Annotated in this window: 21 protein-coding genes, 2 tRNA genes, 2 pseudogenes and 1 riboswitch; of the genes and pseudogenes, 7 read left to right on the top strand and 18 right to left on the bottom strand. The window is 43.1% G+C overall.

Translation table 11 applies throughout. The annotated features are described in order from the left end of the window. The 5 genes from J5I83_RS09645 to J5I83_RS09625 all read right to left on the bottom strand — a co-directional run. Positions 1–1,612, bottom strand: a 1,612-nt coding sequence (locus tag J5I83_RS09645) for an AMIN domain-containing protein (protein WP_304055406.1), incomplete at its 3' end; no start/stop codon positions are given. Further along, positions 1,612–2,136 (bottom strand): pilus assembly protein PilP, encoded by a 525-nt coding sequence (locus tag J5I83_RS09640; RefSeq protein WP_304055405.1) that lies wholly within the window; start codon positions 2,134–2,136, stop codon positions 1,612–1,614. The genes J5I83_RS09640 and J5I83_RS09645, both read right to left, overlap by 1 nt. After that, a complete protein-coding gene (locus tag J5I83_RS09635) occupies positions 2,133–2,759 on the bottom strand; it encodes a type 4a pilus biogenesis protein PilO (protein ID WP_304055401.1) in 627 nt (208 codons plus the stop codon). The genes J5I83_RS09640 and J5I83_RS09635 overlap by 4 nt, the downstream gene beginning before the upstream one ends. 18 nt (positions 2,760–2,777) lie before the next feature. Further along, a complete protein-coding gene (locus J5I83_RS09630) occupies positions 2,778–3,365 on the bottom strand; it encodes a PilN domain-containing protein (RefSeq protein ID WP_304055398.1) in 588 nt (195 codons plus the stop codon). Then, on the bottom strand, positions 3,362–4,357 hold the full coding sequence (locus tag J5I83_RS09625; protein ID WP_369683415.1) for a pilus assembly protein PilM: 996 nt from the start codon (positions 4,355–4,357) through the stop codon (positions 3,362–3,364). The genes J5I83_RS09630 and J5I83_RS09625 overlap by 4 nt, the downstream gene beginning before the upstream one ends. Between J5I83_RS09625 and J5I83_RS09620 the strand changes: the two genes are divergently transcribed. Together J5I83_RS09620 and J5I83_RS09615 are read left to right on the top strand one after the other, a co-directional pair. Beyond that, on the top strand, positions 4,356–4,490 hold the full coding sequence (locus J5I83_RS09620; RefSeq protein ID WP_304055411.1) for a hypothetical protein: 135 nt from the start codon (positions 4,356–4,358) through the stop codon (positions 4,488–4,490). The genes J5I83_RS09625 and J5I83_RS09620 overlap by 2 nt on opposite strands. Before the next feature lie 211 nt (positions 4,491–4,701). Further along, entirely contained in the window at positions 4,702–7,017 is a 2,316-nt protein-coding gene (locus J5I83_RS09615) for a penicillin-binding protein 1A (RefSeq protein ID WP_304055397.1), read from the top strand. A 17-nt stretch (positions 7,018–7,034) separates the two neighbouring features. Here the strand turns inward: J5I83_RS09615 and hemB are convergent, their stop codons facing one another. The 7 genes from hemB to gltX all read right to left on the bottom strand — a co-directional run bounded on the left by hemB (position 7,035) and on the right by gltX (position 12,336). Continuing rightward, positions 7,035–8,042, bottom strand: a complete 1,008-nt coding sequence (hemB, locus tag J5I83_RS09610; RefSeq protein WP_304055395.1) for a porphobilinogen synthase — start codon at positions 8,040–8,042, stop codon at positions 7,035–7,037. A gap of 83 nt (positions 8,043–8,125) precedes the next feature. Continuing rightward, positions 8,126–8,848, bottom strand: coding sequence for a ribosome biogenesis GTP-binding protein YihA/YsxC (gene yihA / locus J5I83_RS09605; protein WP_304055393.1), 723 nt, complete (start codon positions 8,846–8,848; stop codon positions 8,126–8,128). Between the two features lie 10 nt (positions 8,849–8,858). Next, complete coding sequence (locus tag J5I83_RS09600) at positions 8,859–9,605, bottom strand: type III pantothenate kinase (RefSeq protein ID WP_304055392.1); 747 nt, start codon at positions 9,603–9,605, stop codon at positions 8,859–8,861. 10 nt (positions 9,606–9,615) lie between these two features. Next, a complete protein-coding gene (locus J5I83_RS09595; RefSeq protein ID WP_304055389.1) occupies positions 9,616–10,605 on the bottom strand; it encodes a biotin--[acetyl-CoA-carboxylase] ligase in 990 nt (329 codons plus the stop codon). Positions 10,606–10,710: 105 nt separating this feature from the next. After that, a tRNA-Glu gene (locus tag J5I83_RS09590) sits at positions 10,711–10,786 on the bottom strand. A 29-nt stretch (positions 10,787–10,815) separates the two neighbouring features. Next, a tRNA-Ala gene (locus tag J5I83_RS09585) sits at positions 10,816–10,891 on the bottom strand. A 53-nt stretch (positions 10,892–10,944) separates the two neighbouring features. Beyond that, the gene (gltX, locus tag J5I83_RS09580) at positions 10,945–12,336 is read right to left on the bottom strand and encodes a glutamate--tRNA ligase (RefSeq protein WP_304055386.1); all 1,392 of its coding nucleotides are present in this window, start codon (positions 12,334–12,336) and stop codon (positions 10,945–10,947) included. 206 nt (positions 12,337–12,542) lie between these two features. Between gltX and metK the strand changes: the two genes are divergently transcribed. The 4 genes from metK to sbcB all read left to right on the top strand — a co-directional run bounded on the left by metK (position 12,543) and on the right by sbcB (position 17,841). After that, entirely contained in the window at positions 12,543–13,706 is a 1,164-nt protein-coding gene (metK, locus tag J5I83_RS09575; protein ID WP_304055383.1) for a methionine adenosyltransferase, read from the top strand. Between the two features lie 71 nt (positions 13,707–13,777). Beyond that, positions 13,778–13,857, top strand: a riboswitch (S-adenosyl-L-homocysteine riboswitch). 16 nt (positions 13,858–13,873) lie between these two features. Continuing rightward, entirely contained in the window at positions 13,874–15,286 is a 1,413-nt protein-coding gene (gene ahcY, locus J5I83_RS09570; protein ID WP_304055382.1) for an adenosylhomocysteinase, read from the top strand. 125 nt (positions 15,287–15,411) lie between these two features. Then, the gene (gene metF / locus J5I83_RS09565; protein WP_304055380.1) at positions 15,412–16,257 is read left to right on the top strand and encodes a methylenetetrahydrofolate reductase [NAD(P)H]; all 846 of its coding nucleotides are present in this window, start codon (positions 15,412–15,414) and stop codon (positions 16,255–16,257) included. A 117-nt stretch (positions 16,258–16,374) separates the two neighbouring features. Further along, the gene (gene sbcB / locus J5I83_RS09560) at positions 16,375–17,841 is read left to right on the top strand and encodes an exodeoxyribonuclease I (protein ID WP_304055378.1); all 1,467 of its coding nucleotides are present in this window, start codon (positions 16,375–16,377) and stop codon (positions 17,839–17,841) included. Positions 17,842–17,911: 70 nt separating this feature from the next. On the opposite strand, the pseudogene cysG reads toward sbcB, so the two are convergent. The 6 genes and pseudogenes from cysG to J5I83_RS09530 form a co-directional block, all read right to left on the bottom strand. Further along, a pseudogene (gene cysG, locus J5I83_RS09555) lies at positions 17,912–19,303 on the bottom strand (siroheme synthase CysG). A gap of 146 nt (positions 19,304–19,449) precedes the next feature. Beyond that, positions 19,450–20,445, bottom strand: a complete 996-nt coding sequence (locus tag J5I83_RS09550) for a PstS family phosphate ABC transporter substrate-binding protein (RefSeq protein WP_304055408.1) — start codon at positions 20,443–20,445, stop codon at positions 19,450–19,452. 172 nt (positions 20,446–20,617) lie between these two features. Next, complete coding sequence (gene glmM / locus J5I83_RS09545) at positions 20,618–21,982, bottom strand: phosphoglucosamine mutase (RefSeq protein WP_304055375.1); 1,365 nt, start codon at positions 21,980–21,982, stop codon at positions 20,618–20,620. Positions 21,983–22,018: 36 nt separating this feature from the next. Next, positions 22,019–22,800: pseudogene (folP, locus tag J5I83_RS09540) on the bottom strand (dihydropteroate synthase). Between the two features lie 169 nt (positions 22,801–22,969). Beyond that, the gene (gene ftsH, locus J5I83_RS09535) at positions 22,970–24,874 is read right to left on the bottom strand and encodes an ATP-dependent zinc metalloprotease FtsH (protein WP_304055373.1); all 1,905 of its coding nucleotides are present in this window, start codon (positions 24,872–24,874) and stop codon (positions 22,970–22,972) included. Between the two features lie 158 nt (positions 24,875–25,032). Then, positions 25,033–25,650, bottom strand: a complete 618-nt coding sequence (locus J5I83_RS09530) for an RlmE family RNA methyltransferase (protein WP_304055371.1) — start codon at positions 25,648–25,650, stop codon at positions 25,033–25,035. 41 nt (positions 25,651–25,691) lie between these two features. Here J5I83_RS09530 and yhbY point away from each other — a divergent pair, with 41 nt between their 5' ends. Continuing rightward, a complete protein-coding gene (gene yhbY, locus J5I83_RS09525; RefSeq protein WP_304055370.1) occupies positions 25,692–25,997 on the top strand; it encodes a ribosome assembly RNA-binding protein YhbY in 306 nt (101 codons plus the stop codon). The last annotated feature ends 197 nt before the right edge of the window (positions 25,998–26,194 follow it).

The raw sequence follows: 26,194 nt of genomic DNA, 5'->3' as shown, positions 1-26,194 counted from the left end.
CATTGATCTTGATCAAGCTGAGCGCTAAAGCAGCAGGCCCTCCCGCTATCCCCGCAATTGCAGCAGCAGGCAAATTGACATTAAGATTCTGACCGCCACTCGGCGTAGCACCCGCTGCAAGCGCACTGGAGCTATCCAGATTGCCAGAAACGCCCAGATTCCGATTTCCAATCTGATTAACACTTTGTACGCCAAAGCGGGCGCCCAGATTGCGACTAAACGTATCCGTCGCTTCCACGATGCGCGCTTCGATCATGACTTGACGCACAGAAGTATCGAGATTACTGATATGTTTGGCCACCTCCGCCAATCTGAGTGGAATATCAGTCACGGTCAACGTATTACTGATATCATCTATTTCTACCGTGCCGCGCTGACTCAAAATCCCTTTGAGAGGAATTGAGCTCGCCGTGCGGTAATTTAACTTAAAAGTTTCAGTATGCAATGGTTCCAATTCGGAAATTTGTTGACGAGACTCCAGCTCGAGCTTTTCCCTGGCCGTCAATTCCTCACGTGGGGCGACAAAGATCACATTACCTACTCGCCGCTTATCGAGTTCTTGAGATTGAAGCACAATATCCAACGCCTGATCCCAAGGAACATCCTTCAGACGCAAGGTAAGATTTCCTTTGACTGAATCGCTGGCGATAATATTCAGATTGGTAAAATCAGCCAGAACCTGCAAGACCGAGCGCACTTCGACATTCTGAAAATTGAGCGATAGTTTTTCACCGGTATACCCGCCAGTGATCAGTTTTTTGTGGGCAGGAACATCCTCGCTCTCAACAATTGCTTTGACTTCCAGAATAAGTCTGCTGCCTGTTTGGTAGGAGGTATGCTCCCAGCGGCCTTTTGACTCAATAACCATCTGTACCCTATCCCCTTTTGATATTGTTTCTATGGTTTGTACGGGTGTGGCAAAATCCACTACATCCAGGCGCCGTTCCAGATTGGGTGGCAAGTAAGTCTTGATGAATTCGACAATGATGCGATTACCCTGCTGGCGCACATCGATCCCCGCACCAGACGCAGAAAGATCTACTTCCACCCGGCCTTCGCCATTCGGACCACGTTTGAAATCGATATCTTGTAGACTAAGTAACTTCTTCTCCTGCATCGCTACGGTTTTAAGGGAATGAAGCGGGGTACTGGTAATTTCTCCGACATCGAGTCCACTTAGCAAAATAAGCACGAAGCTGCCATCAATGCGAGTCTCATAAGTCATCGGCTTTAACAAATTCATCACTAGACGGGTACGATTATCGGATTGAACGATATTAATGCTATGCAAATTTCCGTCACCTGCCTCTTGCCTCCTTTTACCGAGTGCATTGACAGTATTGATAAAATCAAAATAAATCCTATCCGGATTGTTTAAAGAAACACCGGCGGGAGCAGAAACAGGCGGCTGATCGAGCGATACCTTGACAATAATCTGCCTATTGCGATTACCAGTCACATCGATGGCATTGATCCTGTTCTGCAGTGCTGCCCTGCCAAATGACAACTCATCCGCCGTGACAATAGAAATCTGGAAGAACATGAATAGCAATGCAACCCATTGAGCTGCTTCTCTCCAGCCATGGAAAAATTCTCCTATTATCACGCCCATTATCTCTGCTCCTGAGCTTGCAGCATCAGCGTGCTAAGGCGCTCGGTCCAGTCGTTGGCACTATCCTGTATAATTTCCTTGAGCTTGACTTCTGCTTCAGAAATAGCTGTGATCAAGCCGAAATTCTGACCTAAGTAGTTACCGGCCTTGACACGATACACGGTATTATCAGGGGCTCTAACCAATGCAAAGATTTGCTTGTTGCGCTGCAATGTTCCAACCATTACCAGATTCTCCAGCGGAAAGCTCTCTAATGCTTCCTTGCGGCGCTTCAGGTCAGGCTGAAGCGTGCCATGATGCTGAAGCTGATTATTGTTTTTCCTGGCACTGAAAGGATCTGGCACATTAAATGCCTCATAATTAAATCGTGCAAAAGTCTTGATTTCAGGCAAAGGCTCGACCTTACCCTGCAACCCTTCCCCTGAGTTGCTCACAAATTCTTCAAGATCACTGTAGGAATCTCCGCTGCAGGCAGAAACCATAACAAACAACACTCCCCATAAATAACAAGGCCGTCTGATCATTTTTTCCCCTCGCTAGTGCGCTTGTTATGGTTAGCAAGCTCATCGTCATCGAGATAGCGGAAGGTTCGCGCAACGGCATTCAGTATCAAGTGTTGCTCTTTCCCGGGAGTAATATCGATATCCTTTAACGTTACAATGCGCGGCAATTGAGAAACATCGCTCGCGAAAGCGCCAATGTCGTGATAACTGCCTATCACGCGGACCATTATGGGTAATTCAGCGTAAAATTCCTTGATCGTTTCGCTGGCCGCGGGTTTAAATAATTCAAATTGCAATCCCCGCCCCAGACCAGCCCGATTGATGTCCACCAGCAAAGCATCCAATTCAGATTTATTGGGCAGTTGCTTCAGCATGACACTCAGTGACTGCTCGATCTCGTGCAATTGCCGCCGCATGATGTCCAAGTTAACAGCGTTCCTCTTTTTGATCAGATAAGTGTCTTTGAGAGTGGCTTCCTCTGCCTCGGCGCTTTCGAGTATTTCCGCCTGTTCCTGCCAATCCAGAAAATAACCTGCAACGACAATCACTAGCAACAAAGTAACCAAAGCACCGGTCTTGATTGCAGCCGGCCAGCTACCCGGCTCATTAAGATCAAGTAGCCGCAATTCTTCTAATGAATTCATCGCTCTCCACCTGCTCAATTAGTTAGGACCACGCGCTGGGGTATGTTCACTATCGAGACTGCTCATTAATTCAGCAAGCTTCACATTCAAATCAAACTCACTCAAACGTACATTGTTGATATTGACTGCCTTAATCTCGATCAACAGAGGGGATTCAAACCTTGCTGACGAGTCCAGATTGCGCATTAAGGTCGATACCCAAGCATTTGATTGCGCATAACCAGAAAGATGAATGCGTTGATCAGTCTGCTTGAGACTCTTGAGATAAACCCCCTCCGGCACCAGCTTTGCTAGCTGATCTAAAATATGAACAGCATCAGTACGATTGACTTGTAATGTTTCCACAGCCTCTTTGCGCGCCAGCAACTCCTGCAGTTGTTGCTTGATTTGTTTGATTTCTTCAATTTGCTTGTCAAGAAGAGCAATCTGGCTTTGCAAGTATTGATTACGCCCATGCTGATACTCAATCTTTCCTGAAATGACTTCATGCCCACCCCAGACAATCAATATTCCAAGCACGCAAGTAATGCCAACCAGCATGACAAACTGCTGCTGGCGCGCCTTGCGTCTAAGCTCACGGTGCGGCAATAAATTAATGCGTATCATGATGGATCAAAGCTCCGCAGCGCCAATCCACAGGCAATCATTAACAAGGGTGTATCTATTTTTAGTTGTTTGAGGGAAATACGGTTAGATAACTCCATATTTGCAAAAGGATTAACGATCTGTGTAATAACTTGGGCATGCTCAGTGACTGCTTGTTCCAAACCGGGAATCAATGCACATCCGCCGGAAAGAAAAATATAGTTAACCTGGGTATATGACGTAGAAGTGAAAAAGAACTGCAAAGCGCGTGTCACTTCCAGCGCAAGTGTTCCGCAAAAAGGTTGCAATACATCCGTATGATAGTATCTAGGTAAATTCTCATTGCGTTTGGCTGCTTCCGCTTCTTCATATGTCAAATTAAATTGACTCTGAATTTCCTGGGTTAGCTGATCTCCTCCGAATGGCTGATCACGTGTATAAACAGATTCCCCATTGTAGAAAATGTTAAGACGGGTAATACTTGCGCCGATATCGACTAATGCAATTACCTGGTCTTTGCCGCCTTCCGGTAATTGACATTCAATTAATTCAAAAGCAGCCTGGGCTGCGAAATGTTCAATATCCATTACTGTTGCTTTCAACCCGGCAGCTAATGCTGCAGCAACACGATCCTCCACTTTTTCTTTACGTGAAGCAGCAATTATGACTTCAACTTCATCCGGGTGATCAGGTATTGATTTGACTACTTGAAAATCTAAATTTATTTCGTCTAACGCAAAAGGAATATATTGGTTAGCTTCTGCCTCAACTTGAAAAGCCAGATCTTCTTCCCGTTGCCCTGCTGGTACGACAATTCTTTTGGTAATGACAGCGGCAGCAGGTAATGCAAGGGCAATATTCTTCACGCGTGTCCCCATGCGCTTCCATGCATGACGGATACTACCGCCAACTGCTTCGAGATTATTAATGTTTCCATCAAGCATGGCTTCCTTCGGCATCGGCTCAATTACATAGTTTTCCAGACACAATGTGTTATGAGCTTTATTCATCATGGAAAGCTCAACCATTTTCACCGATGAAGAGCTGATGTCCACACCCAGCAGCCGAGGCGATTTAGCAGGTAAGAAATTTAAATTGACAGCAAAACCTTTATTGAACATTGATTTATTAGAAACAATATTTTAAAGTGAAGTATTTTCATGGACAAAATGCCTGCAGAGTTCTTCATCAACACATGGAAATCTCCGAAATCATTCCATACTTTCTTTAGCAAACTGCTCGCTCAAACAAAATTCTGGCAGATTCCAAAACAGTTTGATTTGTACAAAAACAACAGATATACCCTCTATAATTAGAAATTGTTCTTTATCGCACTTAGTTAGAAACTTTATTTCTCATGTTATTTCGTTGGCTGGCTTATCCGTTTCTAGCAGCACTCGCAACAAGCTTGATCGGTATTTTGCTGATCGTTTTTGCAGCACTCGTTATTATCCCTACCCTTCCTTCACTTGAAGTATTGACGGATTACCGGCCTAAAATACCGTTACGGATTTATAGTGCTGAAGGATTATTAATCGGAGAATTTGGAGAAGAGCGCAGAGATTTTGTAACAATCGATGAAACACCTGCTTTTCTTAAGCAAGCTATCCTAGCCGCTGAAGATGATCGTTTTTATCAGCATGGCGGAGTTGATTACATTGGGGTACTGCGGGCAGCTTATTCTAATTTCGCTGGAGGAGGCGCCCTTCAGGGGGCAAGTACGATTACTATGCAGGTTGCACGTAATTTTTTCCTGACCAAAGAAAAAACTTTGACCAGAAAATTCAGTGAAGCATTACTTGCATTCAAGATTGAGCACAGTCTGAGCAAAGATAAAATCCTGGAGCTTTATATTAATCAGATATACCTTGGTCAGAGAAGTTACGGTTTCTCCGCAGCAGCCCAAACCTATTTTGACAAGTCGCTGGATGATATTAATCTAGCCGAAGCAGCCATGCTGGCAGGATTGCCCAAAGCTCCCTCACGTTTTAATCCAGTGGTCAATCCAAAGCGGGCAAAGATACGCCAGCATTACGTATTGAAACGAATGCATGAGCTCGATCTTATCTCCAGCAAAGAATTAGCCATGGCGGAAAAGCAACCAATATCTATACACCGCCAAGTACGGAACTTCGCCATGCCAGCCGAGTATGTGGTTGAAATGGCTCGGCAGGTGATATATCAGCGTTTTGGTGAAGCAGCCTATACGCGTGGAATTAAAGTTTTCACAACTGTGAGAAAGCCCGATCAAGAAGCAGCTTATAAAGCACTCCGCAAAGGCGCACTAGAATACGATAACCGGCATGGTTACCGTGGTCCAGAAGCTTTCATTAATTTACCCAAAAATGATACAGACCTGCAAAAGAATCTGGAGGAAGCATTACAACCATTCAATGATAGTAGCGATATCCTTATTGCTGTGGTGCTATCGGCTAATTTAAATTCTGTTAAAGCCTATCATAAAGGGGGAGAAATTATTGAAATCAATCGTGATGGACTCGCTTTTGCCAAAAAATTCCTCACCAACGACCCTAAAATAGGCAATAAGCGTATTCGTCCTGGCGCATTGATCCGCGTACAAAAGAATGAGAAAAATGTCTGGCAGATTGTGCAGCTTCCCCAGATTGAAGCTGCACTCGTGGCAATTGATCCGATTGATGGGATGATCCGTGCTTTGATTGGAGGATTTGACTTCAATCTCAATCAGTTCAATCATGTCACCCAAGCGTGGCGGCAAGCAGGATCCAGCTTCAAGCCATTTATTTACTCAGCTTCACTGGAAAAAGGATTTACCCCTGCGACTATTATTAACGATGCACCTTTATTTTTTGATGCAGCACAAACAGGTGGTAAGTCCTGGGAACCTAAAAACTTTGATGGCAAGTTCAACGGTCCAATACGTATGCGCGTTGCACTGGCTCAATCAAAAAACCTTGCCTCTATTCGCATTCTTCAAGCGATTGGACTACGCTACGCACAAGACTATATCACCCGTTTTGGTTTTGACAGTAACCGTCACCCGCCTTTTCTGCCCATGGCACTGGGAGCGGGCTCTGTTACACCTATGCAACTGGCTGTAGGTTATGCCACATTTGCTAATGGTGGCTTCCGTATTTACCCTTACTTCATCGATAGAATAGAAGATGAGCAGGGTAATGTTCTTGAGTTAGCTCAGCCTCATATTGCTGGAAAAAATGCCAAACAGGTAATTGATCCACGCAATGCGTTTCTTATGACTAGTATGATGCAAGACGTCATTCAACGAGGAACAGCCACCACAGCAAAACGACTTGGCCGCAATGATATCGCTGGAAAAACAGGCACGACCAGTAATTTTATTGATGCCTGGTTCTGTGGTTTTCAGAAAAATCTGGTGACGATAAGCTGGGTAGGCTTTGATGAGCCCAAGACATTGGGCAAGAATGAAACCGGCGGACGGGTAGCCTTACCTATCTGGATAAACTACATGGAGCATGCATTAAAGAATATACCTGTTGAGACTCATGATCTTCCCAAAGGAATCACCGTAGCTAGAATTAATCCAGCAACCGGCTTAAGAGAACAGGGAGGAGCTATCAGTGAATATTTTTTCCACGAACAACTCCCGCCTGTGGCTGAGTTACCTGTTGAAGAATTTGGATCGATAGAAGAACTATGGCATCAACTATTCTAAAAAAATAATTTTTAGATTTATAGATTCTTTCTCAACCAAGTAGCTGCATCCAATGCAAAATAAGTCAATATCGCATCTGCTCCTGCACGCTTGCAGGATAACAGAGACTCTATCACACAGGCCTCTTCATCTAACCAGCCATTCATGACAGCCGCCTTAAGCATGGCATATTCACCACTGACCTGATATACGATCGTAGGTACACCAAATCGTTCTTTTACTCTGCGTACAATATCAAGATAAGGCAGGCCTGGCTTTATCATGACCATATCGGCTCCTTCTTGCAAATCCAAGCCAACTTCCCATAACGCTTCGTCCGAATTGGCCGGATCCATTTGATAAGTATATTTGTTACCCGAAAGCAAATTAGCCGCAGATCCGACCGCATCACGGAACGGCCCATAAAAACTGGAAGCATATTTTGCCGAATAGGCGAGAATACGCGTATGAATAAAGTTATTGCTATCCAATGCCGCACGAATAGCACCAATCCGTCCATCCATCATATCTGAAGGAGCCACCACGTCCGCTCCCGCTTGCGCATGGACCAGTGCCTGTTGCACCAAGACTGTAACCGTTTCATCATTCATGACATAGCCACTGGCATTAATCAGTCCATCTTGACCATGACTCGTGTAAGGATCCAGCGCAATATCAGTAATAACGCCCAACTCTGGAAAATCCTTCTTCAACTGGCTGACAGCTTGAGGTACTAACCCCTCAGGATTAAGCGCTTCATTTGCGGTTAAATTCTTGAGCGAAGCATCAATGACCGGAAAAATAGCGATGGCAGGGATACCTAAACGCAAGCACTTTTCAGCTTGAGACATGAGCAAGTCGATGCTTAACCGCACAACACCTGGCATAGAAGCCACTTTCTCTTTTCGCTTCTTCCCATCCAGCACAAAGACAGGATAAATCAAATCATCTGCTCGCAAATGATTTTCTCGTACCAAGCTGCGGGAAAAATCGTCACGACGTAAACGTCGCATTCTCTTTTGTGGAAATTGACTAATAAATGACATGATCAACTCATCTGAATAATAAAAATAGAATTAATGGGGAACTTACTGAGAAATTCCTTCTCTTAAGGGAAGACGATGCTTTTTTATTCGTCTCTCGCCTTCCCTCCCTGAGGCGGGGCCTTTGATATAAGGCGATTCCCCCCGGTTTTTTCCCCTTTAACCGGGGTTTTTTTTGTCCCTAATTCGATATCATTTTGTTGAGTCATTGCACTACCTGATCCGAACCAGTCCGCTAAAATAGTAATTGCTTCTTCAACACCACTTGCCAGCATGCTAGAAAAAAGTTGCGCTGTACATTGTGGATATCGTTCAGCTAAAAAATGCCTTACTTGTTTCAGCGCATAAGCTGCTTGATTGCGGCTCAACTTATCTGATTTGGTTAACAGAATATGTACTGGTTTTTTCGTTAGCGAAAACCACTCTAGCATTTGCAGATCAAGTTTGGTCAAGGGATGACGCACATCCATAATGAGTACCATACCGTACAGTGCATCACGAGTCTGCAAATAACTGCTGAGTAGATGCTCCCAATGCTGACGGATTGCAAAAGGCACTTTGGCGTAACCATAACCAGGAAGATCAACCAGAAAGTTACCATTTCCCAGTTGGAAAAAATTAATATGCTGTGTCCGCCCCGGTGTTTTACTCACAAAAGCAAGACGGCCACGCCTAGAAAGCGTATTGATTGCACTAGATTTACCAGCATTTGAACGCCCAACAAAAGCAACCTCCACACCACATGTCCGAGGCAGATCTTTCAACTGATTAACGGTAGTATAAAAGCTGATATTCTGAAACAAAGACATATATTTTCTACTACACCATTTCAGATTTTTCTTGGGCGATTACTTTTAATCCTTCCAGCACCAAATTATCCATCATTATAGTAGGTATTTTAATATGAGGTAGCAACAAAGCGGCACTTCCACCACTGATAATACAATTTAATTTATCATGACCTAATTTAGTTGAAAGCAGTGTATGCATATGGTCTAGCGCACCTGTCAATGCATGAATAACTCCACCGTGAATGGCATCTGAAGTAGTACGAGGGAAATCTTGAAAACAACCCTCCTGCAACGTTAATAACGCAGTCTGATTCACTAACGCCTGCTTCATTAAAGCAAAACCAGGCAAAATAATCCCCCCCAGAAACTCGCCTCCATCAGAAAGTGTATCTATTGTCATTGCAGTACCTGCATTGACCACAAGACAACCCTGCTGCCTCATTCTCCAGGCGGCAATCAAAGCTGCCCAGCGATCACTGCCCAGTTGCGCCGGATTGGAGTAATAGTTCCTGACACCACATTGATAAGTAGTAGCAGAAATCCACTGTGGAATTGCTTTCCAAATAGTTAGCAAATTTAGTAGCGCTGCCTCAGCAAGTGGACCTGCTACATTGGAAATAATAATAGATGATGGCTCTGGTAGCTCCCGCCAAATTTGATTGAGCAATACACATTGACTTTGCGCAGTGATTCCTCGCTCACACCAGTCACTACCATTGTGGAGCCCCCACTTGATGGCGGTATTACCAGAGTCTATTGCTAGCAGATAAGGCATAAACTTTATTTCACTCTAATTTACGCAAACTGATCTCACCACCATTGAAACTTTGCACGCCCATTAAGGTACTTACCAGTAATGATCCATCAGTCGTTACCCCGCGCACCCTGCCTTGTTCTATAGAACCATCTGGCAAATGCAGCTCAATCAGCTTATTCTCGAAAGCATGATAACGTAACCATTCATCTCTAAACGGCAAGAAACCCTTTTGGTCAAATGCACTTAGTGTTACTGCCAATTCTCTCAGCAAAACAGTCAACAATTTATTGCGATCAGGCATCTCATGCGTCATAGCATAGATATCTGTCGTTTCTTGATCTATCTTGTTCTTGATGCTGTCAGATAATCTAAGATTGATCCCGATACCGATTACTGCAGTAGCCGGTCCAAGCATATCGCCCTGCAACTCAATTAACACTCCTCCTAGCTTGATAAAATCAAACAGGAGATCGTTAGGCCATTTTAATGTCACCCCATTGATACCGGTTAATGCCAATGCTCGAACGATGGCAACACCTACCGCCAAACTCAATCCAGAAAGAAAATTGACACCGCGCTGAAACTGCCATGTTAATGAGAAAGTTAGACTGTCTCCTAAGCCTGTATACCATTGCCGGCCACGACGTCCTCGTCCCCCAGTTTGCAGCTCAGCTGTAATAACACGAATTTTCTCATCATGAATATTTTTTTCTCTCGCAGCATCACGCAATAGCAAGGTATTGGTTGATTCAGCAATATCCAGAACTTGAATATGAAAGCGATCTGCTTCTCCAGCAAGATGCGTCTGAATTATGTCTTTGTCTAACCATTGCACGGGATTAATCCAGCGATAACCACGGCCTCGAATCTTGTGAATAATCAGACCTAATCTATCAAGGTCATGTAGCGCATTTGAAATGCTTGCGCGCGATACCCCAAGAGTTTGGGAAAGTTCTGTCCCTGAATGAAACTCACCGTCACTTAATCGTCTTAAAATAGCAAATGTAAGCGATTTCACATTCAGATCTGCGTAAAAATTGCTGACTATTAAAATGATTGAGCGAGCATAGCTTACGAGTGAGTATTCAATTTAATGGCCCTTACTTTGAATACTCTTATCAATTGGCGTCCCCAAGGGGATTCGAACCCCTGTACTCACCGTGAAAGGGTGATGTCCTAGGCCTCTAGACGATGGGGACCACAGAATATAATGGCTATCGAGAGAAACTGGTGGAGATAAGCGGGATCGAACCGCTGACCTCTTGCATGCCATGCAAGCGCTCTCCCAGCTGAGCTATACCCCCGACTGAAGGAGAGAGGATTATACTGGTGCGCTTGCTTATTGTAAAGTTGAAGATCAATCTGGAAAGTTAGTTATTTGCTGATTTATTCTTTTCAGCGTCTCTGTTTTGCCGATTAACTCCAGTATTGCATCAATTGATGGGGTTTGTGCTTCACCCGTTACAACGACGCGTAAAGGCATGGCGACCTTTGGTAATTTTATATTAAATGCTGCGGCTGTTTTTTTGATTTCATCGTGAATAGTCTGGCGGCTCCATTCAATGGAGGCAAATCTATCGATTAAGTAAAGCAAAATAGATTTTACTTCCTGGTTGAAATGTTGCACTTTGAGGTCATCAGAGGGCTCAAGTGGGCGGAAAAAATAAACAGCTGCATCAGCAAGCTCGCTAATTGTACTGACTCTTTCTTTAAGCAAATGAATTACTTTCAACAAATATGGCTCATTGGGTATGTTACAGTCATCTTTCTCAAGAAACGGTATAATCAGCTCAGCAATGCGTGAATCTTCTTCGCTTTTAAGATAGTGCTGATTTAGCCACATCAGTTTTTCTGGATTAAATTTTGCTGGAGAACGATTAATTTTTACTAAATCAAACCATTCGATCAATTGATCAGTACTGAATATTTCTTCATCACCATGGGACCATCCTAGCCGGGCAAGGTAATTTATAAAAGCTTTAGGCAAATAACCTTCATCGCGATAATGTATCACCGAAACTGCACCATGGCGCTTGGATAGTCTTTCACCATCTGCACCTAATATCATAGGCACATGTGCATACTGAGGTATCGGCGCACCAAGTGCTTTGAGAATATTAATTTGACGGGGTGTGTTGTTGACATGATCATCACCACGTATGACGTGACTAATGTTCATATCCAGATCATCCACTATCACACCAAAATTGTAAGTGGGTATACCGTCACTTCTCAGCAGAACAAGATCATCAAGCTCACTATTAGCTACAATAATTTTACCCTTAACCAAATCTTCAAAGACGACATGACCATCCATTGGATTTTTGAAACGAATAACCGGCTTTACTCCGCTTGGGGGAGTTTTCTTTGTATCACGCCAACGCCCATCATATCTTGGCTTTAACCCAGCAGCACGTTGTTGCTCTCGCAGCAAATCTAACTCCTCTTTGCTAGCATAGCAACGATAAGCTAGATTGTTTCGCAGCAATTGCTCGGCCACTTCATGATAACGCGCCAATCTTTGCATTTGATAAAAAGGACCCTCATCATAATCAAGACCTAACCAAGCCATTCCATCGAGGATAGCCTGCACCGATAGCCGGGTTGAACGTTCAAGGTCGGTATCTTCAATTCTTAAAATAAATTTGCCACCATGTTTGCGTGCAAAAGCCCAAGAAAAAAGGGCTGTCCGAGCCCCCCCAATATGAAGATAGCCTGTAGGGCTAGGAGCAAATCGTGTACGTATCATTAGAAAATACTTATGTGATATTGATTAGAAACTGAATAGTCTACGCCATTCTGAAAGGTAGTGTTTTACTTGAATATATCTTTTATTCTTAGCCAAAAAGAATTCGGAATTCGAAATAAATGCTACTTTAATGATTCTTTTTTATTCTGTTATTTAATCTCGCACTATTTGCTATACTGAACAACTTTATAAAAATTTCAAATAACATGAGCGAATACCTTTTTACTTCTGAATCTGTTTCCGAAGGACATCCCGATAAGGTAGCAGATCAGATATCTGATGCAGTTCTGGACGCCATATTGGATCAGGACACAAACGCACGGGTAGCCTGTGAAACGATGTGCAGTACAGGCTTGATCGTCTTATCAGGTGAAATTACAACACATGCGTCGGTCGATTACAACGTAATCGCACGCGAAACAGTTAAAAAAATAGGATATACCAGCTCTGATATTGGTTTTGATGCGTGCACCTGTGCAGTATTAACGGCCTTCAACAAGCAATCACCCGATATTGCCCAGGGAGTTAATCGCAGTAAAGAAGATGAAATCGATCAAGGTGCTGGCGATCAAGGATTAATGTTTGGTTTTGCTTGTGATGAAACCCCTCAATTGATGCCGATGCCCATTTACTATGCCCATCGTTTAGTGGAAAAACAATCGCAATTAAGAAAGAATGGACAACTGCCATGGTTGCGGCCTGATGCTAAATCTCAAGTATCAGTCAGATATATCAACGGCAAACCACAGCGTATCGATACTGTCGTTATATCAACTCAGCATGATCCAGATATCTCTCATACCACTCTGACAGAGGCAGTTATCGAGGAAATTATTAAACCGGTCCTGCCTAAGGAAGCATTAAGCGGAAACACTCAGTATCTGATTAATCCTACAGGACGCTTCGTTGTCGGTGGTCCTATGGGTGATTGTGGTTTGACAGGCCGCAAGATTATTGTTGATACATATGGTGGTACCGCTCATCATGGTGGCGGCGCTTTCTCCGGTAAAGATCCCTCCAAGGTAGATCGTTCCGCAGCTTATGCTGTACGCCATGTAGCAAAAAATATCGTAGCAGCTGGACTTGCCAGAAAATGCGAAGTACAAGTAGCTTACGCTATCGGGGTGGCACGTCCAGTCTCTCTGATGGTTGAAACTTTCGGTACCGGAAAAATTCCTGACGAGAAACTCGCAAAACTAATAGAACAGCATTTTGATTTACGTCCCAGAGCAATTATCCATACACTTAATCTGCTACGACCTATTTATGCGAAAACTGCTGCCTATGGACATTTTGGGCGGGAAGATCCAGATTTCACCTGGGAAGCAACCGATAAAGCCGCACAGCTTCGCGCTGATGCCGGCATCTAATTGATCCAGTAATAAATTCTATTACCTGAAATTGCCATTCCCTACTTAAGTGCAAACCTGAATTATTCCCATAGATTGAGGGGCGCTGCAACGGTCATTCATCCGTGAGGCTCAGTTTATGCGGATAACAAAATAACGGCGCTCGTTCATTTTAGGAGATTTTAGCTATGAACGGCCAGTTTAATGATTATAGCGTTGCCGATCTTTCCTTGGCAGATTGGGGAAGAAAAGAAATTGCTATTGCTGAAACAGAAATGCCCGGCTTGATGGCCTTGCGGCAAGAATATGCAGATCTGAAGCCACTGAAAGGCGCACGTATCGCAGGCTCACTGCATATGACCATTCAGACAGCAGTGTTGATTGAAACACTCATCACTTTGGGCGCAGAAGTGCGCTGGGCTTCCTGTAACATTTTTTCAACACAAGACCATGCTGCGGCTGCAATTGCTGCGAAAAATATTCCAGTGTATGCCTATAAAGGTGAATCATTAGAAGATTACTGGGAATATGCTCATCGTATTTTCGAATGGTCTAAAGGTGGAAAAGCCAGCAATGCAAATATGATTCTGGATGATGGCGGTGATGCAACCTTACTGCTGACACTTGGCAGCAAGGCTGAGAAAGATCCTTCCGTTATTGCAAATCCTGGCAATGAAGAAGAACGCGTACTTTTTGCGGCGATCAAATCACGAACTAACAGTCAACCTAACTGGTATTCGGAAAAGCTTGTCAGCATCAGAGGCGTTACCGAAGAAACAACCACAGGCGTTCATCGTTTATATGAAATGCAAAAACAGGGAGCCTTACCTTTTCCCGCTTTCAACGTTAATGATTCCGTCACCAAATCAAAATTTGATAATCTTTATGGCTGTCGTGAATCTTTAGTGGATGGTATCAAGCGCGCAACCGATGTGATGATTGCCGGCAAGATTGCAGTAGTATGTGGTTATGGTGATGTGGGTAAAGGCTGCGCACAATCATTGCGTGGGTTGGGAGCAACTGTCTGGATCACTGAAATCGACCCAATCTGCGCGTTGCAGGCTGCTATGGAAGGCTATCGCGTGGTGACTATGGACGATGCGTGCGATCAAGCAGATATTTTTGTTACCGCAACAGGCAATATCCGTGTGATTCACCATGATCATATGCTCAAGATGAAAGATCAGGCAATTGTATGCAATATCGGACATTTTGATTCTGAAATAGATATCACTTCAATTCAGCAATATCGATGGGAGAATATCAAACCACAGGTTGATCATGTAATTTTTCCAACTGGCCGCCGCATTATTGTATTAGCTCAAGGTAGACTGGTAAACTTGGGTTGCGCAACGGGTCACCCCTCGTTTGTCATGTCGAGTTCTTTTACTAATCAAGTACTGGCACAAATCGAACTCTGGCAAAATGGAGAGAACTATCAGAAAAAAGTTTATGTGCTTCCTAAGCATCTGGATGAAAAAGTAGCACGCCTTCATCTTGGAAAATTAGGCGCAAAACTGACTGAGCTAACTGATGAACAAGCACAATACCTTAATCTGGATAAGAATGGTCCTTACAAACCAGAAACATATCGATATTAATCAATGCATTACAAGCAGGAATGGTTGCAAGATAATAAGAATCCCTGCTTATATCATCCTTTCTTAATAGTAGAGGCAAGTTAAATTACCTGCCTCTATTTTGTAATGACTATAGACATATCAAGTTGAGATCACAAAAGAATTTTTCACCTACTTTTAGCTTTGAGCTTTTCCCCCCGCAAACCCCGGAAGGAGTAGAAAAGTTACGAGCTGCTCGCCAGCGACTCGCTCAATTCAATCCAAAATTTTTCTCGGTCACCTTTGGCGCAGGCGGCTCCACTCGCGATCGTACTTTTGAAACAGTACTCGAAATTCTGGCAGAAGGCCATCCGGTCGCACCACATCTTTCTTGTATTGGTTCTACTCGCGAAAATATTTATTCAATCCTAAAAAAATACCAGGATAGTGGAATTCACCATATCGTTGCCCTACGGGGAGATCTGCCCTCCGGCATGGCTCGACCAGGTGAATTTCGTTATGCAAGTGAGCTGGTTACATTCATTCGCAAAGAGTTCGGCAACACTTTCCACATGGAAGTAGCAGCCTATCCAGAATATCATCCGCAATCCCGCTCTGTTCAGGAAGATTTCAAGAATTTTAAAAATAAAATAGAAGCGGGGGCAGATTCAGCCATTACGCAGTTTTTTTATAATGCAGATGCTTATTTTCATTTTATTGACATGTGTGAAGCTGCCAACCTAAGTGTTCCAATTGTTCCCGGTATTATGCCGATTAATAAATTTTCTCAGTTGGTCAGATTTGCAGATGCTTGCGGTGCCGAAATTCCTCGTTGGATAAGAAAAAAACTGGAAGGATATGGCGATGATATTGCATCCATCCATGCTTTCGGATTGGACGTAGTAACTGATTTATGTGAACGCTTACTCAAAGCAGGGGCACCTGGACTCCATTTTTATACACTTAACTCAGCTGTCCTGACGACAAAAATATGGCAGCGCCTTGGCTTGTAGGCTATAGCGTTGCTTTTCCTGCCAGGATACTTCTGATTTACCTACCTCCGCCAGCTCAGGAGAACAGAGGAGAAAATACTAATACGCTAACTGAATAAAAACACCCAGAAGCAAGTAATGACAACACTATATTGGTATGATTATGAAACCTTTGGCTCCGATCCAAGATGCGATCGGCCGGCTCAATTTGCCGGCTTAAGAACTGATGAAGCGCTGAATGAAATGGGTGATCCGCTGGTTATTTATTGTAAACCAGCAAAAGATATATTGCCCCATCCTGAAGCCTGCTTATTAACAGGAATTACGCCTCAAATGGCGAACATATTCGGTTTGCCTGAGCCAGAATTTATTGCAAAAATTCACAAGGAGCTAGCACAAGCCGGAACCTGTAGCGCTGGCTACAATACATTGCGCTTCGATGATGAAGTTACACGTTTTACCCTGTATCGGAATTTCTATGAACCTTATGCGCGTGAATGGCAACAAGGCAATTCGCGCTGGGATCTGATCGACCTGGTACGCATGACTTATGCCCTAAGACCAGAGGGAATTATATGGCCAAGGCATGATGACGGCAGACCGAGTTTCCGCCTCGAAGATCTGACCGCAGCCAATGGTATTGACCATGATTTTGCACATAACGCCCTGTCAGATGCCAAAGCAACCATCAAGCTAGCACGTTTGTTACGTGACAGGCAATCACGCTTATATAACTGGCTTTTTCAGCTTCGCAACAAACATAAAGCAGCGTCATTATTGGATTTAGTCAACCATACGCCTGTTGTCCATACCTCCCGTATGTACCCTTCAGAAATAGGATGCACGACGCTAGTCATGCCGATGATTCAGGAACAGAGAAATGGTAACAGTATTTTGGTTTATGATCTGCGCCACGATCCTGCACCTTTCATGGAAATGGGCATCGAGGAGCTGACACAGCGCCTGTTCACACCTCAAGCAGCATTAGCTGAAAATGTACCACGTCTACCGGTCAAATCAGTCAAAATCAACAAATGCCCGGCGCTCGCGCCACAAAATGTTCTTAATCAATCCGCAGCTTCACGGATTAATCTCAATATAGACATCTGCAATCAACATTGGCAGTGGCTAAGTCATCATACAGAATTTATGCAGCGGATCGCACAAGCCTACTCCCATACGCAATTTGAAGTCTCTCCCGATGTAGATCTAGCGTTATATGACAATTTTTTCAGTGAAAGCGATCGCCTTCTGATGACAGCAGTGCGCAATGCATCACCCTCGCAACTTGCGCATAATCGTTTCGATTTCCAGGATAGGCGACTCCCTGAGTTGTTGTTTCGTTACCGTGCGCGCAATTGGCCCGATACTTTATCTAAGAACGAATTGCAGCGCTGGAAAGCAATCTGCCGTCAGCATCTTACCGAGAAAAATTATGGAAACAGTATTACCTTAGCTGAATTCGTTGAAAAAATTACTCATTTGCGTAAAACCAATGCAGAAAATGTTCACATTCTGCAAATATTGGATTCTGTTGAGGCATGGAGCAGAGAATTAGCTACCGAAAACGATATACCTTGGCATTTATCAGAAATGTATGAATAGTCATCCTTCAATGTAGCAAACCTATTTCATCTAACATTAAACCAATCATTCCCTTTCATCCATTCTCCACTCAGGTTACATCAGCTTCAAACCAGGCTAATTTCTGATGTAATTTGACCACTCCCCCTACAATAATAAGTGTGGGCGGAATTAAGTTTTCGCTCGAAGCAAGAGTGGGTAATGTTTCTAGTGAACCAATCACGACACGTTGCTTGTGCGTGGTTCCCTGCTGCACAATGGCTGCTGGCGTAGATGCTGGAAGACCATGTGCGATAAGTTGCTCACACAGTACCGGTAACCCAAGCAATCCCATATAAATCACAATAGTTTGTTGTGGCCTGGTCAAGGTTGACCAATCTAAGTTTATAGTATTATTTTTGAGGTGCCCCGTAACAAAAATACAGGATTGCGCATAATCGCGATGGGTAAGCTGAATGCCCGCGTAAGAAGCTACTCCTGATGCTGCGGTAATACCTGGAACCACCTGGAAAGGAATATGATGTTGAGATCATGTTTCGATTTCTTCACCACCTCGTCCAAAAATGAAAGGATCACCGCCTTTTAACCGAAGCACACGCTTTCCTTCTTTTGCCAGCCTTACCAATAAATGATTGATTGATTCTTGTGGCAGCACATGTTTGTCGCGCTCTTTACCTGCGTAGATACGCGTTGCATCGCGCCTTACCATATCAAGTATGGCAGGAGATACCAAGCGATCATATACGACAACATCAGCTTGCTGCATGAGACGCATGGCACGAAAGGTAAGTAAATCAGGATTACCTGGCCCGGCACCCACTAAATATACTTCTCCGTGTAGCGACTCGTCCGTTCCGTGTTCAAGAGAACGAAGCAGATATGCTTGTGCCGCCAGATCTTTTCCTGAGAAAATCATTTCAGCAAATGGACCTTGCAGCATTTTTTCCCAGAACAAACGGCGCTTTTCCGGAGATGTGAAATGGCGCTTGACATGTTCACGGAATTTAGCTGCATAATGGGCCAAACGTCCATAAGCTTCTGGAATCAGTGTCTCAAGTCGTGCACGTAACAATCTTGTCAATACAGGTGATGCTCCCCCACTAGAAATAGCGACTAGCATAGGAGAGCGATCCAAAATGGACGGCATGATAAATGAGCACAATGTAGGGTCATCAACTACATTGACTGGAATATTTAATTGATTAGCGGCTTCAGAAACGCGTTGATTGACTGAAGGTTGATTCGTTGCAGCAATTACCACTACCACATTGCTTAGATGCTTAGGATCGAAGGCTTCTGCATAGTAAACAATACTGCCTGATTGGAGGTAATTATTTAACTCATCATTAAGAATTGGTGAGACAATTCTGACTTGCGCACCTGCCTTCAACAATAATGTTGTTTTGCGAGCAGCAACCTCACCTCCGCCGACTACCAGGCAATTACGACCTCTAATGTTAAGGAAAATTGGCAGAAAATCCATACGGCCAGTCGATTCTTCATTTTCTCTATTGCTTACTATAAAACCTTAGTATATAGAGTTTTTTGAGTTTAATTTTCTCGGATACTATGGTTTAGCATCAATAAGTTAATCGACTACTATAACATACAAGACTTGTGCCATTATATTTATAGCCGTCTTTCTAATTTTAGCAATTCATCAATTCTGAGATCTATTTTGCTCTCACCGTCAAAAACTGTTCCAACTTTTCTTTGCTTAAGATGATCCAGATTGAATTGATAGATCTCACGGGGCAATGGGAAATATTTAACTTCTTTTACAAGAGAAGGTGCGTTTTTCATATAAAAATCGATAAATTCATTTACTTCAGGCTTATCGACTGCTTTGGCATTGACGTAAATGAAGATTGGACGGGATAAAGGCTGATAATTCCCATTTCCCACTGATTCTGCTGAAGGAATAACACCTCCCTTACCATTATCTATTGCGACTGCGTTCACTTTTTTTTGATTCTCGATGTAGTAAGCAAAACCAAAAAAACCAAGACTATATTTATCAGTTGCTATACCCTGCACAAGCACATTGTCATCCTCAGATGCAGTAAAATCACCGCGGCTCGATTTTGCCTTCCCCACAATTGCTTCCGTAAAGTAATCGAAGGTACCTGAATCCGCGCCTGCACCAAACAATTTGATTTTTTCATCTGGCCAAGCCGGATTAATTTGATTCCATTTGGTTATTTTGCCATGTGCTGCTGGTTCCCATATTTTTCTCAACTCAGCAACAGTTATCGTTCTACTCCACGTATTATGGGGGTTAACGGCTACTGTTAATGCATCAAAAGCAATTGGCATTTCTATATACTGAACACCAGCTGCTCTGCAAGCCTCCATCTCAGAATGCTGAATCGGTCTGGAGGCATTGACGATATCAATTTCTGCTCGACAAAATTTCTTAAAACCACCACCTGTCCCTGATATCCCGACTGTTACTCTAATCCCGCCTTTTTTAGCTATCTGAAAGTCTTCCGCAACTGCTTCAGTGATAGGATAAACTGTACTAGAACCATCAATTGTTACAATTGGCCTGGCATTGACTTGATTACTTATGATGATCGCTACCGCTACCGCTACAACTACAGTAAAAGTAAATATTTTAAGCATACGTGATTTCAAAACGGGTACTTCCATATGTAAACTACCTGCTCAAGTTATGATAAAAGAATAATATTAGTTCATAAATATTACAGAATTGTGACAAACCATTTTTGATTGAACACACGATTAGCTTGTCAATAAATCAAATAATTAAGTAGAAATTGATTATTTATATTTTTTATTGTATTTCAGCAGCATGCTGAACCGCACTAGCAATCTGCTCTGCCCAGTGATCAACTTTTTGCCTCATCTTGCCTTCTACCATTACCCTGATTAATGGCTCAGTACCAGATGGACGAAGCAATATTCGCCCATCGCTTCCAAGATCACTTTCTGCTTGCTCCACAGACGCCGCGACTGTTACGTCATTACGAAAATCAAAGCCTTTGGGGACATTCACATTAATCAATCGTTGTGGATAAAGCGTAATTGTGTGCATAAATTCGGCTAATGTCATGGACATATCACGTAATGCATGCAGAACTTGCAAAGCTGAAATGATCCCATCACCTGTGGTATGCTTATCAAGACATACAATATGTCCAGAGCTTTCTCCACCTAGTTGCCAGTTATTCTTTATCAGCAGTTCCAGCACATGGCGATCACCAACACTGGCTCTCTTAAAAGGAATACCAAGCTCTTCAAACGCTTTCTCAATAGCAAGATTCGTCATAAGTGTGCCGACCACACCACCCTTCAGAATATTCTTCTGCTGGCGGTGTTTAGCAATAATATAAAGCAAGGCATCACCATCATAGATGGCCCCTTCTTTATCGACCATGAGTACACGATCACCATCACCATCGAGTGCGATACCAAGATCAGCCTCATGTTGCTTAACTGTGTTCTGCAACGTTGCAATATATGTCGCGCCACATTCATGATTGATATTAAAGCCATCTGGCTCTGCACAAATAGTGATGACATCTGCCCCTAGTTCAAGCATGACATGTCCAGCAATATGGTAAGCCGCGCCATGAGCACAATCTACGACAATACGTAAACCACGCAGATCAAGATCATAAGGAAAGGTTCCTTTGCAAAACTCGATATAACGCCCTGTTGCATCTTTAAGGCGTTGTACCTTCCCAAGGTTTAATGAAGGCATTGTTTGAATTGGATTGTTCAATTCTGCCTCAATTGCAATTTCTATTTCATCAGGTAATTTAGTTCCTCCTGACGAAAAAAACTTAACGCCATTATCTTCGAAGGGGTTATGGGAAGCTGAAATGACGATTCCAGCTTGTAAGCGAAGAGCCCTAGTCAGATATGCAATTGCAGAAGTGGGTAATGGTCCGGACAATAAGACATCAACACCAGCAGCAGAAAAGCCTGCTTCCAGAGCAGATTCCAGCATATAACCTGATACCCGCGTATCTTTTCCTATCAGAACCGTCGGCCGTTCTCCTTTTGCAAGATGCCAATCGGAAGCAGCGAGTACTTTTCCAGCTGAATAACCAAGGTGCATGATAAATTCAGGTGTAATAGGAAATACCCCCACCTGTCCACGAATACCATCAGTTCCAAAGTACTTTCTATTCATTTTGCGAATTATATCCTTAAAGTATAAAGTTAATTCTTAACTATATTCTTCATTAATCAATGCATTATGAATCATAATAGCGTCTTTTGTTGCCTTAACGTCATGTACACGCAGAATTTTGGCACCTTTAGTGGCAGCAAGCAAGGCCGCTGCTATACTGGCATAAACCCGGTTATCTACATCATTCCCGGTGATTGCTCCCAGCATAGATTTTCGTGAAAGTCCTACTAAAACGGGTACTTTCATTTGCACGAACTGATCAAGATGCCGGAGTAATGCAAGATTATGCTTGAGCGTTTTACCAAAACCGAAACCAGGATCGATAATTAAACGATCGTATGGAATACCACTTGAATTTGCAAGATCAATGCGTTGCTGTAGAAAACTTTTTACCTCAGAAATCACATCAATGTATTGAGGTTCTTTTTGCATACTTCTCGGTTTTCCCTTCATATGCATTAAGCAGACCATTACCTTACTTTTTGCGATAATTTCTATCGCACCCGGCGCTTGTAATGCGTTGACATCATTTATTATAGAAGCACCAGCACTTATCGCAGCTTGCATGATTTCTGGCTTTGATGTATCTACAGAAATAAGAATATTTTTTGAGACAGAATTTCTACGACAGGTATTACACGGCGTAACTCTTCTTCAAGACTCACAGCCAAACTTCCAGGCCGAGTAGATTCACCTCCAATATCTAATATATCGGCTCCTTCTTGGATCAAACGTTCAGCGTGCTCAATTGCCTTTTCTGTTGTTGCATAGCGACCATGATCAGAAAATGAATCAGGCGTCACATTAATAATCCCCATTATAAATGGGCCACCAGTCAGTTTTATTGATTGCGATTGGTCCACGGCAAAAATAGAGAAACCTATACCATGCAGAACGCCATATGATCTGCAATTTTGATAAAAAATATGGTCTGCGTACTATAAAATTAATACGCAGACCATCTATTCTAGAAAAGCCTTTCCTTAATTATACTTCGGCTTCTTGTGCAGGAGTTTCAGTTGCAATTGCCTCTGAAGGTTTTTTACTCTCTTTCTCCTTAGCAGATACTGAAGATTGTGGTGGTTGTGGAGGACGAGGTGGCCGTCCTTCCATAATATCTTTAATTTGTTCGCTATCGATAGTTTCCCACTCAAGCAAAGCCTTCGTCATGGCCTCTACTTTATCTCTGTTCTCCTCGATAAGTCTACGAGCAAGCGAGTATTGCTCATCAATGATACGGCGAATTTCCATATCAACTTTTTGCATAGTTGCTTCACTTACATTCTTATGGGTAGTTACCGATCGCCCAAGAAATACCTCACTTTCATTTTCCCCATAAACCATTGGCCCAAGAGTATCAGACATACCCCATTGGGTAACCATTCTTCTGGCCGTTTCAGTGGCACGCTCGAAGTCGTTGGATGCACCTGTGGTCATTTGGTTCATAAATATCTCCTCTGCAATACGTCCTCCAAACATTACTGCAATCGTTTGCAGAATCTGGTCACGATCCATGCTGTATCTATCCTCGGCTGGTAACTGCATCGTTACACCCAAGGCTCGTCCACGAGGAATGATTGAAACTTTATGTACCGGATCAGTTTTCGGTAAAAGATAGGCTACAACAGCATGTCCTGATTCATGATAAGCAGTATTGCGCCGCTCATTTTCTGGCATAACTACCGAGCGCCGCTCAGTACCCATAAGTATCTTATCTTTTGCGCGCTCAAAATCTTCCATATCAACTAAACGTTTGTTGGCTCGCGCCGCGAATAACGCTGCCTCATTAACCAAATTAGCTAAATCCGCACCTGACATTCCAGGCGTTCCCCTTGCAATAACATCTGCATGGACATCTGGCGAAATAGGCACTTTCCGCATATGAACCTGAAGGATTTGTTCACGACCGCGAATATCAGGAAGTGGAACCGTAACTTGCCTATCAAAACGACCTGGACGCAATAACGCAGGATCTAGCACATCGGGACGATTGGTTGCCGCAATCACGATCACACCCATATTACCTTCAAAACCATCCATTTCTACCAATAATTGATTCAGTGTTTGCTCACGCTCATCATTTCCGCCACCTAAACCAGCGCCACGTTGGCGACCTACCGCATCAATCTCATCAATAAAAATAATGCAAGGCGCATGTTTCTTGGCTTGTTCAAACATGTCTCTTACCCTGGATGCGCCAACACCCACGAACATCTCAACAAAGTCCGAACCAGAAATACTAAAGAAAGGGACTTTTGCTTCTCCTGCTATAGCGCGAGCTAATAATGTTTTTCCTGTTCCTGGATTACCCACCATTAACACACCTCTTGGGATACGCCCACCTAATTTCTGGAATTTTGTGGGATCCCTCAAAAATTCAACTAACTCTGCCACCTCTTCTTTTGCTTCTTCGCAACCTGCAACATCTGCAAATGTTATGTGATTACTGTTTTTGTCCAGCATCCTGGCTTTGCTTTTACCAAATGAAAATGCCCCGCCACTTCGCCCGCCACCTTGCATTTGACGCATAAAGAAAATCCACACGGCAATCAACAGCAACATGGGGAACCAAGAAACGAAAATGCTCATTAGCATAGAAGGCTCTTCTTCCGGTCTAGCTTCGACAATAACACCAGCCCTGAGCAGATCACTTACTAACCACGGATCTGACGGTGCATAAGTTATAAATTGCCGGCCATCGGATTTAGTGCCTTTAAGCGTGCGTCCATCAATAATAACTTTTGCAATTCTGCCTTGATTCATTTCATTGATGAATTGCGAATATTCCATCGGCGCCTGCAATGATTGACGTACAGTGAATTGATTGAATACCGTCATTAGCACCAACGCAATCACCAGCCAAATAGCCATATTTTTAATTAAATTATTCATGATAGCTCCTTGGTTTGCACCTTAATGTACCAGAATGTTGTATTTCTCATTCTAATCCTATTTTGTAATATTTGTTTTGTGACAAAACCGGTTGTTTGAAAGTACCTGATTAAAACAAAACTTAACATCCGTTACTTATAACAAGACATATATTCAGTCTAACAGATTTTTCCTAAACCCAATAAATATAGTTCGCTACTTCGATCCCGCGATGCTTTAGGTTTACGAATGGCTACTTTATGAAAAATAGCTCGCATATCCCTCAAAAATTGATCGAAATTGCTTCCCTGAAAAAATTTGACAAGAAAGTTCCCGCCAGGGTTCAATAGCTCTTTGGAGAATATCAATGCCAATTCGGCCAGATAAGTACTGCGTGCATGATCACTAACTCCAATACCCGCTATATTTGGTGACATATCTGAAATTACAAGATCTATCGGATAGTTTTCCAGACAAGTTTTAAATTTTTGCAGAATCGCTTCTTCGCTGAAATCCCCTTGAATAAAAGTAACACCTGGCAATGGTGGCATTTCGAGTATATCTAATGCAAAAACTCTGCCGTGTTTCCCTATATTTTCAACCGCTACTTGTGACCAACCGCCAGGTGCAGCGCCCAGATCTACAACTGTCATTCCCGCTCTAAAGAGCTGGTCTCGTTCAGCAATTTCTTTTAATTTATATGCTGCTCGCGAACGATACCCTTCTTTTTTCGCTTGTTTGACAAAAAAATCATTAACATGTTCTGTCATCCATGCTTTACTAGTTTTAGCAGTCATCGTGAAGTAGTAAAATAGATTTTTTTGTAAAGAGTTTATTTATGCTGAAACTTAACGCTTCCCAACGTCGCTCACTTGCTGCGCGAGCCCATCATATTAATCCGATCGTGATCATCGGCAAAGATGGTTTATCTGCAGGCGTAATAAGTGAACTCAATAAAGGACTTTCAAGTCACGAGCTCATCAAAATTAAAATATTGAACGGAGATAGAAAAGCCAGAACCTTCATACTTGAAGAAATCTGCCAGAAATTAGATGCTTTACCCATCAATCACATCGGTAGAATCCTAGTAATTTATCGCCCAGAAACCGAAGAAAAGGGTCAACTGCTGAAACCTCTCAAATAGAATAGTTAAGAAGAAGGCACTATTTTAAGGAAAGAAACCCCAATCACCTAGATAGTCGGCCCCGCAAAATTCACCCGGCCGCTAATATAATTTTAGCATGCCGAGTATTCACATCAACAGTTACAAGTTCGCTCCTTATAGGATTGGCCAACTGAATCAATAAAAGGCGCAAAAAAGCCACCTTCAGTCCCAGGCGA

Source organism: Nitrosomonas communis, assembly GCF_024102715.1.
GTDB classification, from domain to species: Bacteria; Pseudomonadota; Gammaproteobacteria; order Burkholderiales; family Nitrosomonadaceae; genus Nitrosomonas; species Nitrosomonas communis_B.
The sequence above is the reverse complement of the archived record's forward strand: the minus strand, read 5'-3'. Positions and strand labels throughout refer to the sequence as shown.